This window comes from Lysinibacillus sp. NPDC058147, from assembly GCF_042884205.1.
Lineage (GTDB): Bacteria > Bacillota > Bacilli > Bacillales_A > Planococcaceae > Lysinibacillus.
Map to the genome: position 1 here is coordinate 327,386 of NZ_JBHVUJ010000005.1, position 14,163 is coordinate 341,548.

13 protein-coding genes are annotated in these 14,163 nt (G+C 36.6%); 10 read left to right on the top strand and 3 right to left on the bottom strand.

All coding sequences use genetic code 11. The annotated features are described in order from the left end of the window. The first annotated feature begins 15 nt into the window (after nucleotides 1-15). From ACFVT8_RS17110 to yugI, 3 genes are all read left to right on the top strand, one after another. Entirely contained in the window at nucleotides 16-564 is a 549-nt protein-coding gene (locus ACFVT8_RS17110; RefSeq protein WP_387083688.1) for an RNA polymerase sigma factor, read from the top strand. Continuing rightward, nucleotides 557-2,206: a hypothetical protein gene (locus tag ACFVT8_RS17115; RefSeq protein ID WP_387083717.1), complete on the top strand. Its 1,650-nt coding sequence runs from the start codon at nucleotides 557-559 to the stop codon at nucleotides 2,204-2,206. Before ACFVT8_RS17110 ends, ACFVT8_RS17115 begins: the two co-directional genes overlap by 8 nt. Before the next feature lie 85 nt (nucleotides 2,207-2,291). Further along, nucleotides 2,292-2,669, top strand: a complete 378-nt coding sequence (gene yugI, locus ACFVT8_RS17120; protein ID WP_387083689.1) for a S1 domain-containing post-transcriptional regulator GSP13 — start codon at nucleotides 2,292-2,294, stop codon at nucleotides 2,667-2,669. A 135-nt stretch (nucleotides 2,670-2,804) separates the two neighbouring features. Here the strand turns inward: yugI and ACFVT8_RS17125 are convergent, their stop codons facing one another. After that, nucleotides 2,805-4,112, bottom strand: coding sequence for an AAA-type ATPase lid domain-containing protein (locus ACFVT8_RS17125; protein WP_387083690.1), 1,308 nt, complete (start codon nucleotides 4,110-4,112; stop codon nucleotides 2,805-2,807). A 146-nt stretch (nucleotides 4,113-4,258) separates the two neighbouring features. Here ACFVT8_RS17125 and pruA point away from each other — a divergent pair, with 146 nt between their 5' ends. From pruA to ACFVT8_RS17150, 5 genes are all read left to right on the top strand, one after another. Continuing rightward, complete coding sequence (gene pruA, locus ACFVT8_RS17130) at nucleotides 4,259-5,803, top strand: L-glutamate gamma-semialdehyde dehydrogenase (RefSeq protein WP_387083691.1); 1,545 nt, start codon at nucleotides 4,259-4,261, stop codon at nucleotides 5,801-5,803. A gap of 250 nt (nucleotides 5,804-6,053) precedes the next feature. Next, nucleotides 6,054-7,247, top strand: a complete 1,194-nt coding sequence (locus tag ACFVT8_RS17135; RefSeq protein ID WP_387083692.1) for an ornithine--oxo-acid transaminase — start codon at nucleotides 6,054-6,056, stop codon at nucleotides 7,245-7,247. Nucleotides 7,248-7,330: 83 nt separating this feature from the next. After that, entirely contained in the window at nucleotides 7,331-8,575 is a 1,245-nt protein-coding gene (locus ACFVT8_RS17140; RefSeq protein ID WP_387083693.1) for a Glu/Leu/Phe/Val family dehydrogenase, read from the top strand. 206 nt (nucleotides 8,576-8,781) lie between these two features. After that, nucleotides 8,782-9,945 (top strand): iron-containing alcohol dehydrogenase, encoded by a 1,164-nt coding sequence (locus ACFVT8_RS17145; RefSeq protein WP_387083694.1) that lies wholly within the window; start codon nucleotides 8,782-8,784, stop codon nucleotides 9,943-9,945. A 164-nt stretch (nucleotides 9,946-10,109) separates the two neighbouring features. After that, the gene (locus ACFVT8_RS17150) at nucleotides 10,110-10,847 is read left to right on the top strand and encodes a hypothetical protein (protein WP_387083695.1); all 738 of its coding nucleotides are present in this window, start codon (nucleotides 10,110-10,112) and stop codon (nucleotides 10,845-10,847) included. Nucleotides 10,848-10,907: 60 nt separating this feature from the next. Here ACFVT8_RS17150 and ACFVT8_RS17155 read toward each other — a convergent pair whose 3' ends face one another. After that, on the bottom strand, nucleotides 10,908-11,903 hold the full coding sequence (locus ACFVT8_RS17155) for a cation diffusion facilitator family transporter (RefSeq protein WP_387083696.1): 996 nt from the start codon (nucleotides 11,901-11,903) through the stop codon (nucleotides 10,908-10,910). A 15-nt stretch (nucleotides 11,904-11,918) separates the two neighbouring features. After that, nucleotides 11,919-12,635, bottom strand: coding sequence for an MgtC/SapB family protein (locus tag ACFVT8_RS17160; protein ID WP_387083697.1), 717 nt, complete (start codon nucleotides 12,633-12,635; stop codon nucleotides 11,919-11,921). A gap of 38 nt (nucleotides 12,636-12,673) precedes the next feature. On the opposite strand from ACFVT8_RS17160, the gene ACFVT8_RS17165 reads away from it, so the two are divergent. Together ACFVT8_RS17165 and ACFVT8_RS17170 are read left to right on the top strand one after the other, a co-directional pair. Then, nucleotides 12,674-12,919, top strand: coding sequence for a hypothetical protein (locus ACFVT8_RS17165; protein ID WP_387224305.1), 246 nt, complete (start codon nucleotides 12,674-12,676; stop codon nucleotides 12,917-12,919). Between the two features lie 101 nt (nucleotides 12,920-13,020). Then, on the top strand, nucleotides 13,021-13,920 hold the full coding sequence (locus ACFVT8_RS17170; RefSeq protein ID WP_387083699.1) for a DMT family transporter: 900 nt from the start codon (nucleotides 13,021-13,023) through the stop codon (nucleotides 13,918-13,920). Nucleotides 13,921-14,163: the final 243 nt, after the last annotated feature.

The following is a 14,163-nucleotide window of genomic DNA, read 5'->3' on the forward strand; positions in this document are numbered from 1 at the left end:
AAAGGGGGGATGACTGTGACAGAAACTGAATTAATAGAACGGGCTCAGCAAGGAGACAAAGAGGCCTATATAGAGCTGATTCGAATACATCAACACACAGTTGAAAAATTTGCTTTTCAATGCGGCGTTCATAGTAATGATTTAGCAGATGTTTCACAAGAGGTATTTGTGAAGCTCTATCGTTTTTTACATCAATTTAAGCAGGATCGTTTTACAACATGGCTCTATAAAATCACATTGAATGCAACGCGTGATTATTATCGCAAAGAACAACGTGAGCAGGCAAAGGAAGAAAAGCTAAGTGCTCAGCAACAAATGCCCTCATCTTCAGCAGAAAAGTATGTCCTTAATTTTGAGGAGGATAGGCAATTACATAATGCTATTAAAGAACTGGATGAAAAATATCGTTATCCTCTTATATTATTTTACTTCCATGAATTAAAGTATGAGGAGATAGCGGAGGTACTAAATATTTCGTTATCAACTGTCAAAGTTCGTATATTACGAGCAAAAGAAAAGATCAAAGCGGTGTTAATGCAGGAGGGGAGTGTTGAAAATGGGTGATAAACAATTTGAAAAACGCATGGAGCTTCTAAAAAAATCTTATGATCGCATGGAACCACAGTTAGATCCAGAAGCCGTTTTCGCACAAATCGAGGCAGAAAATGCAACACAACAATCACAAGAAACAGTAACAACAAAAAAGCCCCCTTCTAGATGGCAAAAGCCAGCTGTCTGGATAGCAAGCATTGCAAGTGTACTTTTATTAAGTGTTCTTATTTCGTCGTATGTCATTGATCCATCGACATTTGTTCAAACTGCTGAACAAGAACAAGAAAAAAAATATAACGAATGGGTTTCAAACCTTACAAAAAAATATCAAGAAAAACGTGAGCAAATGCGTAAAGAGCTCGATATACCAGAGAAAGAGTTTAGTGAAATATTAAAAGTTCAAAATGCAGATACTGAAATTTATTCTTTACCTAAAAGAAAAGAGATGTTTATAGAAATACAGAACACCAATAATAATGACTTTTTTAAAAATTTAGAAAAAGATGTATTGGATAATCTACAAACGCCACGAGAGAGAATACAGAGTATCGAAACTTACGAAAATCCTATGTCGTTTGAAGAATCTTATTACTTTTATAGTATATATTCTAACTCAGTAGAAGATATTGCAGGCTATTATTCCAATAAACTTGCTCCGTATGAAAAAGTTTTATCACAAAAACCCAAAAGTCTCCCTGAAGACCTAAATAAATTAATTGCTACGGCTAAAAAGCAATATTTGGAATTGCAATATAATGGACAAAGTTATAGTTTTCGACCTAATCCTGTGTTTGGAAAAGATGCACCCGAATATTTGGACCGCCTTCACCCAAATGTATTAGGTTATTTTAAATACTTGGCCACAGGCTCTTTGCTTGTTGGCGGAGATTTACTTTATTCTATAGAGGATTCTGCCACTATTCTGCGTCTCTATGAAAAAACACTTGTAGCGGATCAATCTACTGAGTACGATAATTTTAACGTATTAAAGGGAGAGTTTGAAAATGTGTGGCTTGCGATTTTTAAAGGAACTGACAGCAATCCAATTCGCACAAAAACTGGTCAATTTAAGCCTGAATACATGGATTTATTAACGATCATTGCGAATGGCGAATATGGTGAGGCAATGCGCAAAACAGCCCAATTAATACTAGATGAAATAAAGTTGTCTGGACAATCTAAGACTCTAGAACAGTTAACAACATACGATATATGGATGGGAATTTTATATGCGCGAGAAGACTTATTTATGCAGACAGAGGATGGGACAACAAGTATAGCAATTAATTCTGATTGGATTGAGCAAACTAAAACTCTTTACGATTCGTATGTAGAGACGAGGGATGATACAATTATAGACACTTTAAATCCAATTAATATTGTTAGTTTATTTTTATATGCTCATGGGGTTGGTGATCGAGAAATAGCTCAGAGACTATTGACTGATGATATGGATATAGATACAGTTGTACGGTTTGATGGGATGGGAAAATTTAAAGCTCTCCATGAAATAGGGGGCTCGTCACTTAATATTAGAGCCGCTGTAAAAAGTGCAGCGCACGATGAAATTGGACAGCAAATATCCTTTAAATTAACCTCTGTAGTAACTAAAAATGGTGGACAGCATTACCTAATTAGTGCTATTAACGAATAAGGAGATTTTTTGCCCCACAAATACACGTATGTTATAATTTATGGTGATATATACGTAGCAAACAAAAAGAAAGTGGGCAAAGTTTATGGAAAAAAAATATGAATTAGGGGACGTGTTGAGCGGAAAAGTTACAGGTATACAACCGTATGGTGCATTTGTTGCGCTTGATGAAGATACACAAGGCCTTGTACATATTTCCGAAATTACGTACGGCTTTGTAAAGGACGTTAGTGAATTTTTGTCAGTTGGGCAAGAGGTAGAAGTGAAGATACTTGAAATCGATGAAGATAAAGAAAAAATTAGTTTGTCGATTCGAGCTTTACAGGAGCGCCCAGCTACATTGCGTAAAAAAGATGCACTACCACGTAAATCATTGCAGGACCGTGTAGATGAATCGGATGCGAATGGTTTTAATTCCCTAAAAGATAAATTACAGGACTGGATCGAGCAGTCAGGACAATAAAATAAAACTTAATTAGTGGGTTTTTTCATTCCACTGATTATTAATCTTCACCAATAGCGCTTTTTAATGCGAGATAAAAAAACGAGGATGCTTTCAAATATGAAGGTACCCTCGTTTTTTTGTATTCAAATATAATTATTGATTTTTTATTTTTCGAATTCGATATTGTAGGTTTTGACGACTCATGCCAAGTGCACTAGCAGCTTTTGTAATATTGCCTTCATATAAATTTAATACGTTTTGCACATAATATGATTCGGCTTCACGTAAATAAGCATCGAGCGGCATAACATCATTTTGTTGCTGGAACATAAAGAATTCCGGCTCGTGATTGGATGTGTCTTGCTGTTGTACCTTGAAACGGAAATGCATGGGAAGTAAATCTGAGGTAACTGTTGATTCAGTGGTCATAAACGACACAATTTCATCTAGTAATAGCTCAAGCTCCTTTAAATTTCCTGGCCAATCATATTGTAAAAATAAATCCCGTACATCAGGTGCTAGTTCCCCGACAATTGAAGCGAATCTTTCACGATGACGGGTAAAGTAATCATCTACAAATGGAAGAATATCTTCTTTTCGATCTGTTAAATTTGGGATGGTGATGGCCATTGTTGCAAAGAAATAATACAGTGATTTTGAAAGTTTTTCTTCTGCGATTAATGTAATGGGATCGCTTCCTACACTCCCAATGAGCATGTATTTAGACTGTGGAAGAGATTGTAATATCTCTAATAGTTGCTCTTGGATGTCTAAACTTAAAAAATCAATGCGTTCAAAGAAAAAAGTGTATGCTTTGTCATCTTGTAAGAGCTCCTGTAATTTGTCTAAAACAGATTGAGCAGAGCGACGACTCACTAGAGTTACAAATGCTTCAGGATCAGTTGATGCTGCATGGTGCATGCCCTCTGCGATTAAATCCTTTCCTGTACCCGATTCACCAATTAGTAATACTGGTAATTTCACAGCTGCTGCTTTTTTTGCATTTGCGATAACTTGTTGCATCGATTCGGAAACAGCTGTAATCATATCGAACGTTAAAGGCTCACCATATCGACGAAGGGGCTGATAAACTAGCTTTTCGAGTGATGTAATATCACGCGCGAATTCAATCGCTCCAAATAGTTTATTTTCAACATAAAGTGGAAAAGTATCATTAATAGTTGTAATTTCATGACCATTTTTATTCCAATAAGTTTGTTTTACATTAATTTCTTTTTTTCCTGTTTGTAAAACACGCATTAAAGTACTTTCATGTTGGCGGAAGGAAAACATTTCAATAACAGAACGATCTGCTAATTCATCAATATTAAATCCTTCAATTTCTTTCATCTTTGTATTATATATAATTGTTTTGCCAGAAAGGTCTACAGCATGAATACCAACAGATACATTTGTTGCAATAAACTCATAAAAAGGGAGTAAAGGTTCAAAATTTTTCATAAAATGTGCACCTCAAAAAATTTTTTACTTGAAATATGCAACGAAATTTTGCATTATAATAAGTGTAAGAATATTCTAAACGCAAAGATATTTTGCGTCAATGTTTTTTGCACACTTAAAACACATCTCACGAGGGAGGATTAAGTATGATTTCATACAAACACGAACCATTCACAGATTTTACTCAAGAGGCAAATTACAACGCATATTTAGAAGCATTAAATAAAGTAGAAGGTTATTTAGGTCAAGACTACCCACTTATTATCGGTGGCGAACGTATTACTACAGAAGATAAAATCGTTTCATATAACCCTGCAAAGAAAACAGAAGTAATTGGTCGCGTATCAAAAGCGAATAAAGAACTAGCTGAAAAAGCAATGCAAGCAGCAGACGAAACATTTAAAACTTGGAAAAAAGTAGATCCAGCTATTCGTGCAGACGTACTATTTAAAGCAGCGGCAATTATCCGTCGTCGTAAACATGAATTCTCTGCACTTTTAACAAAAGAAGCAGGTAAACCATGGGCTGAAGCTGATGCAGATACTGCAGAAGCAATTGATTTCTTAGAATACTATGGTCGTCAAATGCTACGTGTTAAAGAAGGTCAACCTGTAGAAAGCCGTCCAGGTGAATACAACCGTTATGACTATATTCCATTAGGTATTGGTATTGTTATTTCACCATGGAACTTCCCATTCGCAATTATGGCAGGGACAACGGTGGCAGCTTTAGTAACAGGTAACACTGTATTATTAAAGCCAGCTTCAACAACACCTGTAGTTGCTTATAAATTTATCGAAGTATTAGAGCAAGCTGGTCTTCCAGCAGGTGCTGTGAACTTTGTACCAGGTTCTGGTGCAGAAGTAGGTGACTATTTAGTTGATCACCCAAAAACACGCTTTATCAGCTTCACAGGATCTCGTGATGTAGGTTTACGTATTAACCAACGTGCATCCGTATTAAATGACGGTCAAATTTGGATTAAACGTGTTATCGCTGAAATGGGCGGTAAAGATACAATTGTTGTTGATAAAGAAGCAGATCTTGAGCTTGCAGCACAATCTATCGTAAAATCAGCATTTGGCTTCTCTGGTCAAAAATGTTCAGCATGTTCTCGTGCTGTTATCGTTGAAGATGTTTATGACCAAGTCGTTGAACGTGTAGTGGAATTAACAAACACGTTAACAGTTGGTGACCCATCAGACTTCAACAACTTCATGGCAACAGTTATTGACCAAGCGGCGTTCAATAAAGTTACAGAGTACATTGAAATTGGTAAAGGTGAAGGTCGCCTTGTTGCAGGTGGTACAGCAGATGATTCAGTTGGTTACTTCATCCAACCAACAGTATTTGCAGACGTAGCTCCTTCTGCACGAGTTATGAAAGAAGAAATCTTTGGACCAGTTGTAGCTATTACAAAAGCTAAAGATTTCGATCAAGCAATTGATATTGCAAATGATACTGAATACGGCTTAACTGGTGCGGTTATTACAAATAATCGTATGAACTTAGAAAAAGCACGTGAAGATTTCCATGTAGGTAACTTATACTTCAACCGTGGATGTACTGGTGCAATCGTTGGTTACCAACCATTCGGCGGCTTCAATATGTCAGGTACAGACTCAAAAGCAGGTGGCCCTGACTATCTACAACTTCACATGCAAGCAAAAACAACTTCTGAAATGCTATAACTTCTTTAGGTTGACTGAAGAAATTATGCTTCCGGACGCTTTGCTGAGGCATAAATTATAAGAGAATCTGCGAGACTCCTCCTGGTAAAGTGAGTCCGGCAAGAACCGTCGAGGCGGCTTACCTAGGAGTAGTGAGCAGATTCTTGCTTTTTAAATTCAGAAAATGCTGAAATCATTCTATTGATTTTACTTATAGAGAAACATAGTCTTCCAAAGATTTTTCATCATGAACGTAAGGAGAGAATACTATATGACAAAAACAGATCAAGTTATTGAACAAACTCAAAATTTTGGTGCAGCAAACTATCACCCGCTACCAATCGTTATTTCAGAAGCTGAAGGTGCTTGGGTAAAAGATCCAGAGGGTAACAAATACTTAGATATGCTATCAGCATACTCTGCTGTGAATCAGGGACATCGTCATCCAAAAATTATCGCTGCGTTAAAAGAGCAAGCTGATAAAGTAACATTAACTTCTCGTGCATTTTATAGCGAAAACCTTGGTGAATGGTATGAGCTTGTTGGAAAATTAACGAATAAACAAATGGTATTACCGATGAATACAGGTGCAGAGGCGGTAGAAACTGCATTTAAAGCAGCTCGTCGTTGGGCATATGATGTAAAAGGTGTAGAAGATGGCAAGGCAGAAATCATTGCATGTAATGGTAACTTCCATGGTCGTACAATGCTTGCTGTATCTTTATCATCTGACGAAGAATATCGTCGTGGCTTCGGTCCAATGTTACCGAATGTTAAGTTAGTAGATTACGGTAACCTAGAAGCGTTAAAAGCTGCAATTACTCCAAACACAGCAGCGTTTTTAATTGAACCAATTCAAGGGGAAGCTGGTATCGTTATTCCATCAGAAGGCTTCTTAAAAGCTGCGCGCGAGCTATGCCGTGAAAACAATGTTTTATTCATTGCAGATGAAATCCAAGCTGGTTTAGCACGTACAGGTAAAATGTTCGCATGTGATTGGGAAGAAGTAGAGCCTGATATGTACATCTTAGGGAAAGCTTTAGGCGGCGGTGTATTCCCAATTTCTTGTGTAGCTGCAAATCGTGAAATCTTAGGTGTATTCAATCCTGGATCACATGGTTCAACTTTCGGTGGTAATCCTTTAGCATGTGCTGTATCTATTGCTTCAATTAAAGTATTACTAGATGAAAAATTAGCAGAGCGTTCACACGAACTTGGTGAATACTTTAAAGGTAAATTAAAAGAAATTAATAACCCAGTCATTAAAGAAGTTCGTGGTCGTGGTTTATTTATCGGAATGGAATTAACAGAGGCGGCACGTCCATACTGTGAAAAACTTAAAGAATTAGGCCTATTATGTAAAGAAACACATGATACAGTTATTCGATTTGCGCCACCACTTGTTATTTCACAAGAAGATTTAGATTGGTCAATCGAACAAATTGAAAAAGTATTTAATATTTAACAAAATGTTCACATTTTAATTCGGAAGTATGTTACAATGATGCCGATATACTATCATTAAAAAAAACAAAGAGGCGATTTAATATGTCTGAAAACTTAAACCTGTTCACATCAACTCAAGTAGTTATTCAAGAGGCTCTAAATAGACTTGGCTATGACGAAGCTATGTATGAATTATTAAAAGAACCACTTCGCATGCTACAAGTTCGTATTCCAGTGAAAATGGATGATGGTACAACAAAAGTATTTACTGGTTACCGTGCACAACATAATGATGCTGTAGGACCAACTAAAGGTGGGGTACGTTTCCATCCGGCAGTATCTGAGGAAGAAGTTAAAGCGCTTTCAATGTGGATGACATTGAAATGTGGTATCGTGGATCTACCGTATGGCGGTGGTAAAGGCGGTGTCATCTGTGACCCTCGTCAAATGTCTATGGATGAAATCGAACGATTGAGCCGTGGATATGTACGTGCAGTTAGTCAAATCGTAGGACCAACAAAAGATATTCCTGCTCCAGACGTATTTACGAATGCACAAATTATGGCTTGGATGATGGATGAATACAGCCGTATGGACGAATTCAACTCACCAGGTTTCATCACAGGTAAGCCACTAGTGCTTGGTGGTTCTCAAGGTCGTGACCGTGCAACAGCACAAGGTGTAACAATCGTTATCCAAGAAGCAGCGAAAAAACGTGGCATTGATATTAAAGGTGCGCGCGTTGTTATTCAAGGTTTCGGTAATGCAGGTAGCTTCCTTGCGAAATTTATGCATGATTTAGGCGCGAAAGTAATCGGTATTTCAGATGCTTATGGTGCACTTCATGATCCTGAAGGTTTAGATATCGACTATTTATTAGATCGTCGTGATAGCTTCGGTACTGTAACTACATTATTTGAAAATACAATTTCAAATAAAGAATTATTAGAGCTTGATTGTGATATTCTAGTGCCAGCTGCTATTGAGAACCAAATTACTGCTGACAATGCACATAACGTTAAAGCAAACATCGTAGTAGAAGCAGCGAATGGTCCAACAACTGCTGAAGCAACTAGAATTTTAACTGATCGTGGCATTTTACTAGTACCAGACGTATTAGCATCTGCTGGTGGCGTAACAGTTTCTTACTTCGAATGGGTACAAAATAACCAAGGTTATTACTGGACAGAAGAAGAAGTTGAAGAACGTCTGTACAAAAAAATGGTTGATGCATTTGAAAACGTTTATACAACAGCGACAACACGTAACATTAACATGCGTTTAGCAGCTTATATGGTAGGTGTTCGCCGCACTGCAGAAGCTTCACGCTTCCGTGGATGGGTTTAATCAATATATAAATGAAAAACGGGTCATCCCTAGTCGGATGACTCGTTTTTTTGTATGCGTACCATTTTTATTCGTATGAATAAGATGTTTAGGACATTGCTCCATGAACATTTTTTTCAATAATCGAGGAGCCAATAGTATGGTTTTAATTCTTTGCTTTCATTAATATAAATATGAGAAAATCCAACTAGAAAGGGGCGAATTGAATGGATTCATTTACATTTTATAATCCGGTGAAATTACATTTTGGTGAAGATGCATTGGAAAAGCTATCAAATGAGTTAGCTCTACATGGTAAAAAGGTGTTAGTTGTTTATGGTGGGGGTAGCATTAAGAAAAATGGTGTATACGATGCTGTCATCGAGAAGTTACAAGAAGCGGATAAAACAATATTTGAACTAAGTGGTGTTGAGCCAAACCCGCGTGTAGAAACAGCAAGACTTGGTATTGATCTTTGTAAAAAAGAAGGCATTGATCTAGTCCTAGCTGTTGGAGGCGGTTCCGTAATTGACTGTTCTAAGTTAATAGCTGCTGGTGCAAAATATGATGGCGATGCTTGGGATATTGTAAAGCGTAAAGTATTTGTGCAGGACGCATTACCGCTTGGAACAGTATTAACGCTAGCTGCAACAGGCTCCGAAATGAACTCCGGCTCTGTTATTACAAATTCGGTTACTGAGGAAAAACTAAGCTGGGGTAGCCCTGCGGTATTCCCGAAATTTTCGATTTTAAATCCAGCATATACAGTGACAGTACCAAAAAATCATACAGTTTACGGTATGGTTGATATGATGTCGCATGTACTTGAACAATATTTCCATAATACGACGAATACACCGATTACTGATGAAATGTGTGAGGGGGTATTAAGAACTGTCATTGCAACAGCACCTAAATTGATAGAAGATTTAGAGAATATTCAGTTGCGTGAAACGATTTTATTAGCCGGAACAATAGGGTTAAATGGATTCTTATCAATTGGTTCTCGCGGTGATTGGGCGTCACATAATATTGAGCACGCTGTATCTGCAGTGTACGATATTCCACACGCAGGTGGTTTAGCAATATTACAACCACATTGGATGCGTCTTAGTGTACCCGTAAATCCAGAGCGTTTTGCAGGCATTGCAACACGCGTTTTCGGTGTTGACGCAACAGGGAAGTCCCCAGAAGAGGTTGCATACGAAGGAATTGATCGTTTATCGGCATTCTGGACTTCACTAGGAGCACCGAGTCGACTTGTAGATTATGAAATTGATGATTCAAAATTCCAGCAAATTGTAGAGCATGCTATGCAAAATGGACCTTTTGGAAACTTCAACAAATTACAGGAAGAAGATGTGCAAACTATTTTGCAAAACTCCCTTTAATATGAAAATAGACATGTGGCTACGCGTTGTAGTCTCATGTTTTTTTTATTGAGCAAGTAACAATCCTATGTCGAATGTTCTCATTAATTGTAGAATTGTTCAGAATTTGTTCAACTCTGTTTATTAAAATAAAGATAATAATAAACTAGGATGGAGAGGGACAAATGTTGAAACAAATGCTTGAAAGTCGCAAGGTCACATTGGGTTGCATAAAGACGACATTTCAGCGGCACGTGTATAAAATGCAAAATTGTGTAGAAGTATTGGGGATTGAAACGAAATTACTGCAAATTGAGAATGACCAAATTGTCACGGGATATATCGTTGATCAAAGTATATTCTTTAAAAGTTTACAATGTGGCCAAACGAATATTACCTTTACAGATGGTGTAAATAAAGCAAATGTACAATTGTTTGTACGTCCTTCTGGGGAAATCGTTGTAGAAGTGGAACCTTATTTAGGAGATGCTGAAATAGTGCTAGTTTATTATCGAACAATATTAGCAGACACAGCAATTGCAATAGATTTAAAAGGTGCTTTAAAATATTATTTGGTGACTCATCAAATGATGAATAATGATGATTCAATAGCAGCGGTACATTACCAATCTATGCATCCTAATGTATTGAAAAATTCTTATGCTGGTAATTTCATATTAGGTTGCTATGCAGATGGAAGAGAGATTACAAATGCAGAAGAATATGCATTAGCTAATCGATTGGCAACATTAAAATTCTCAAAAATCGTTATTCAACAGCAAGGTGTAAAAAAGATTATCGCATTAAAAATGTTATTGACTTTTATGATAACAGATCACGTTTTTGTAAGGAATGAAAAGATTCTAGATTGTTTAATAGAAGAAGAAGTTAATCGAGAACAAAGTCATCTAATGCTGGTATAAAAAATAGCCAACTGCCTGAAATAAGGCAATTGGCTATTTATCCTATTTAGGAACATGATGCTATTGTTTGAATGTTGGGTCTTCCGGTCTTTCTCCAATATGCACCCAATCCAGTTTTCCATCATCCTCATCAAATAAAATTGCCACTTTTGATACGCCCTTCTGACTTAAAATGACCTCTGTTAAATGGTCACGTACATCATCTAGAAATGCGAGTGATAGGTTGGGATCAGCTTCGGCGACTAATTCCACGTGTAAAAATTCGCCTTCTTTAACGACCTCTAAGCGAACAATATCTTTAATGTTTGGGTCATCCATAACAAGATGAGCAATATGATTCAGCATTTCTTCATCTGTTTCACCAATAACTCCTCGTGCATTATCAAGGAAAACCTTTGCTACTACATAAAACATCATACAGCCAATAATCATTGAAACAAGTCCTTCTATTCTTGTCCAGCCTGTAAAATGTGCGATTAAAATAGCGGCGAAGGCCAAGACGTTGCCTCCTGTAGCAACTAAGTCTTCCATAAATACTAGTTTTGTTGCTGGTTTTGCACGATTTAAATAGGGAAAAGCTTTAGGAACAGCTGTTAGTATTCCCGTTTTTTCCTGCCCGGCCTCATGTAGTATTTCAACGGAAGCCTTCGCAAGAACTGATCCCTCTAAAATAATACCGATAAATAACACGCCTAGTGCAATGAGCATTCCTTTAGATTCTCCAGAAGGATGCATAAAATGATGTAAGCCTTCTTTTACAGTTTCATAAGAAAGGATAGCTACAATAATGACAGCAAAAAGGCAAACTAAATTTACAATTCGGCCAAAGCCTCCAGGAAATTGTTTTGTCGGAGCTTTTTTCGAAAGCGCTGAGCCGATATAAACGAATAATTGGTTTGCCGCATCTCCTAGAGAGTGCATCATTTCTGCAAACATAGCAATATTACCTGTAAAGAAGAAGGCAGCACCTTTTATAATTCCTAAAAAGGCATTGACTACTGCTGCCAACAGGGAAGGTTTATTACCGTTCTTTAATAGTTTCAATATTTCTGACACGAAAGAATCCTCCAACTAATTTAAAATTTCCATTTCGATTTTTTCTATATAAGGTAGTGTTCGTAATGAACGATAAAATGACAGTAAGTTATCAGATATTATTAATGATAAGCGTAAATCTAATTCGTGAAAAACATGATCATTATTCGGAATATCTAGAATGCGTATGTTTTCGATAATAATATTGTTTTCCTTTAGGAATTGTAAAAAGGATTCACTATTTTCATCATTGTTAATCTGAACTTTCAATGATATTTCTCGCATACGAATTCTTTTTGGCCCTATTTTCATTAGAAAAGGCGATAAAACCTCAATTCCGAAGACGATGATAATAACAGCTAATGTAGCATCTATATAGAATCCTGCGCCAACAGCAATTCCTATCCCCGCAGCTCCCCAAATCATTGCTGCAGTTGTTAAACCTGAGATACTATCATTCCCCCGTCTTAAAATAACACCGGCTCCAAGAAAACCAATTCCACTAACAATTTGAGCAGCCAAGCGAAGGGGGTCCATTGTAATATTAATTCCTGACCTCGGGGGTGTTGAGTATGCAGTTTCAATCGAAATAATAGTTAATAAACAGCTAAATGTAGCAATAACTAAACTCGTTTTTAATCCTACAGGCTTCTTTTTTAACTCCCTTTCGATGCCGATCACTAAACTTAATGTGGCTGCAATTACTAATTTTATGCCAACTTCATATGTAATCATATTTTCCAAGGTTTCCACACGCAACCCTCCACAGATATTTCGTATTGCTAAGAGATATGCAAGGTGTCATTATTATATGTACATTACTTTGTGTATTGTACATCACGATAGTAATTAAGTATAAGTATTTTTATTTTCTTGAAAGCAATATTTTCGGTAGCGAAAGCGAAGCGGCAGCTACAAATGTTTTATGTGCGAAAGTGGAACGTCAGCTACAAATGTTTTATGTAGCGAAAGTGAAACGTCAGCTACAAATGTCTTCACCTTTACTATGTAGTGAGATGAATGCGAGTATAAGTTAAAGTTTCCGGCGGATTTCACTGAATTGGAAAGGAGTCTTTATAGATGTTAGCCGAATCCAGACGTAATGATGCCGAGGCAAAATTGATTGGAGGTTGATTTTATGGAGAAACCAAAAATTCATCCATACATACCTATTTTTATTGGCGTAATTTCTGTATCCCTATCTGCCATATTTGTAAAATTAGCAAATGCAGAAGCGGGGGTTATTGCGTTTTACCGTATGTTCTTTTCGGTGTTAATAATGGCGCCTCTGTTTTTTTGGAAGTACTCTAACGAGATAAAGGAATTAAGAATACGTGATTGGTTATTTTCTTCTATTGCAGGCATATTTTTGGCCTTCCATTTTATTTTGTGGTTTGAATCGCTCAATTACACTTCTGTAGCAAGTTCTACAGTTTTGGTTACATTACAGCCATTGTTTGCATTTATAGGTACATATTTTTTCTTTAAAGAGAACATTACGCTAAAAACCATTTTAGCAGGAGTTATTGCTATTGTCGGTAGTATTTTAATTAGTTGGGGAGATTTTAAACTTAGCGGAACTGCGTTTTATGGAGACATGCTTGCTCTTATTGCGTGTGCACTTGTTACAGCTTACTTTTTATTTGGACAAGATGTACGGAAAAGATTATCTCTTGTGACATATACGATGCTTGTTTATGCTGTTAGTACAATTACATTATTGATCTATGTTCTTATTAAGGGGGAATCGTTTGGCCCTTATTCGACTATGGACTGGATATGGTTTATTTTATTAGCGATAGTTCCTAATTTATTTGGTCATACTCTATTCAATTGGTCTATTAAATACGTTAGTACAAATGTAGTCTCCATTGCGATATTATTTGAACCAATTGGCGCGGCCATTTTAGCTCTTCTAATTTTTAAGGAGTATTTAATAGCCACACAAATTATTGGTGGATTCATTGTTATAGTAGGAATTCTCTTATTTGTAGTCGATGAGAAAAAGATTTTTAACTTTTTTTCAAAAAAAACTTGATTTTTAAAATGCTATATTATATATTATTACTTGTCCTTAACAAGAAGGACGACTTGAAAAAGATTCGAAAAAAGATTTTTAAAAAGTTGTTGACTTCTTGTTGAATACAAGTTATGATAATAGAGTCGCTGAAAACGATAGCGACAAAATGAACCTTGAAAACTGAACAAGCAAAACGTAATCAATAAAGTTTTTAGTAGCTAACCTTGAGTTGGTGAACGAAACAAAATTTTGGACATCAAA

Excerpts from the sequence above, each read along its gene's own strand:
- yugI (WP_387083689.1), top strand. The coding sequence starts at position 2,292 with ATGGAAAAAAAATATGAATTAGGGGACGTGTTGAGCGGAAAAGTTACA.
- ACFVT8_RS17170 (WP_387083699.1), top strand. The coding sequence starts at position 13,021 with ATGGAGAAACCAAAAATTCATCCATACATACCTATTTTTATTGGCGTA.
- ACFVT8_RS17115 (WP_387083717.1), top strand. The coding sequence starts at position 557 with ATGGGTGATAAACAATTTGAAAAACGCATGGAGCTTCTAAAAAAATCT.
- ACFVT8_RS17135 (WP_387083692.1), top strand. The coding sequence starts at position 6,054 with ATGACAAAAACAGATCAAGTTATTGAACAAACTCAAAATTTTGGTGCA.
- ACFVT8_RS17125 (WP_387083690.1), bottom strand. The coding sequence starts at position 4,112 with ATGAAAAATTTTGAACCTTTACTCCCTTTTTATGAGTTTATTGCAACA.
- pruA (WP_387083691.1), top strand. The coding sequence starts at position 4,259 with ATGATTTCATACAAACACGAACCATTCACAGATTTTACTCAAGAGGCA.
- ACFVT8_RS17165 (WP_387224305.1), top strand. The coding sequence starts at position 12,674 with ATGCAAGGTGTCATTATTATATGTACATTACTTTGTGTATTGTACATC.
- ACFVT8_RS17150 (WP_387083695.1), top strand. The coding sequence starts at position 10,110 with ATGTTGAAACAAATGCTTGAAAGTCGCAAGGTCACATTGGGTTGCATA.
- ACFVT8_RS17140 (WP_387083693.1), top strand. The coding sequence starts at position 7,331 with ATGTCTGAAAACTTAAACCTGTTCACATCAACTCAAGTAGTTATTCAA.
- ACFVT8_RS17145 (WP_387083694.1), top strand. The coding sequence starts at position 8,782 with ATGGATTCATTTACATTTTATAATCCGGTGAAATTACATTTTGGTGAA.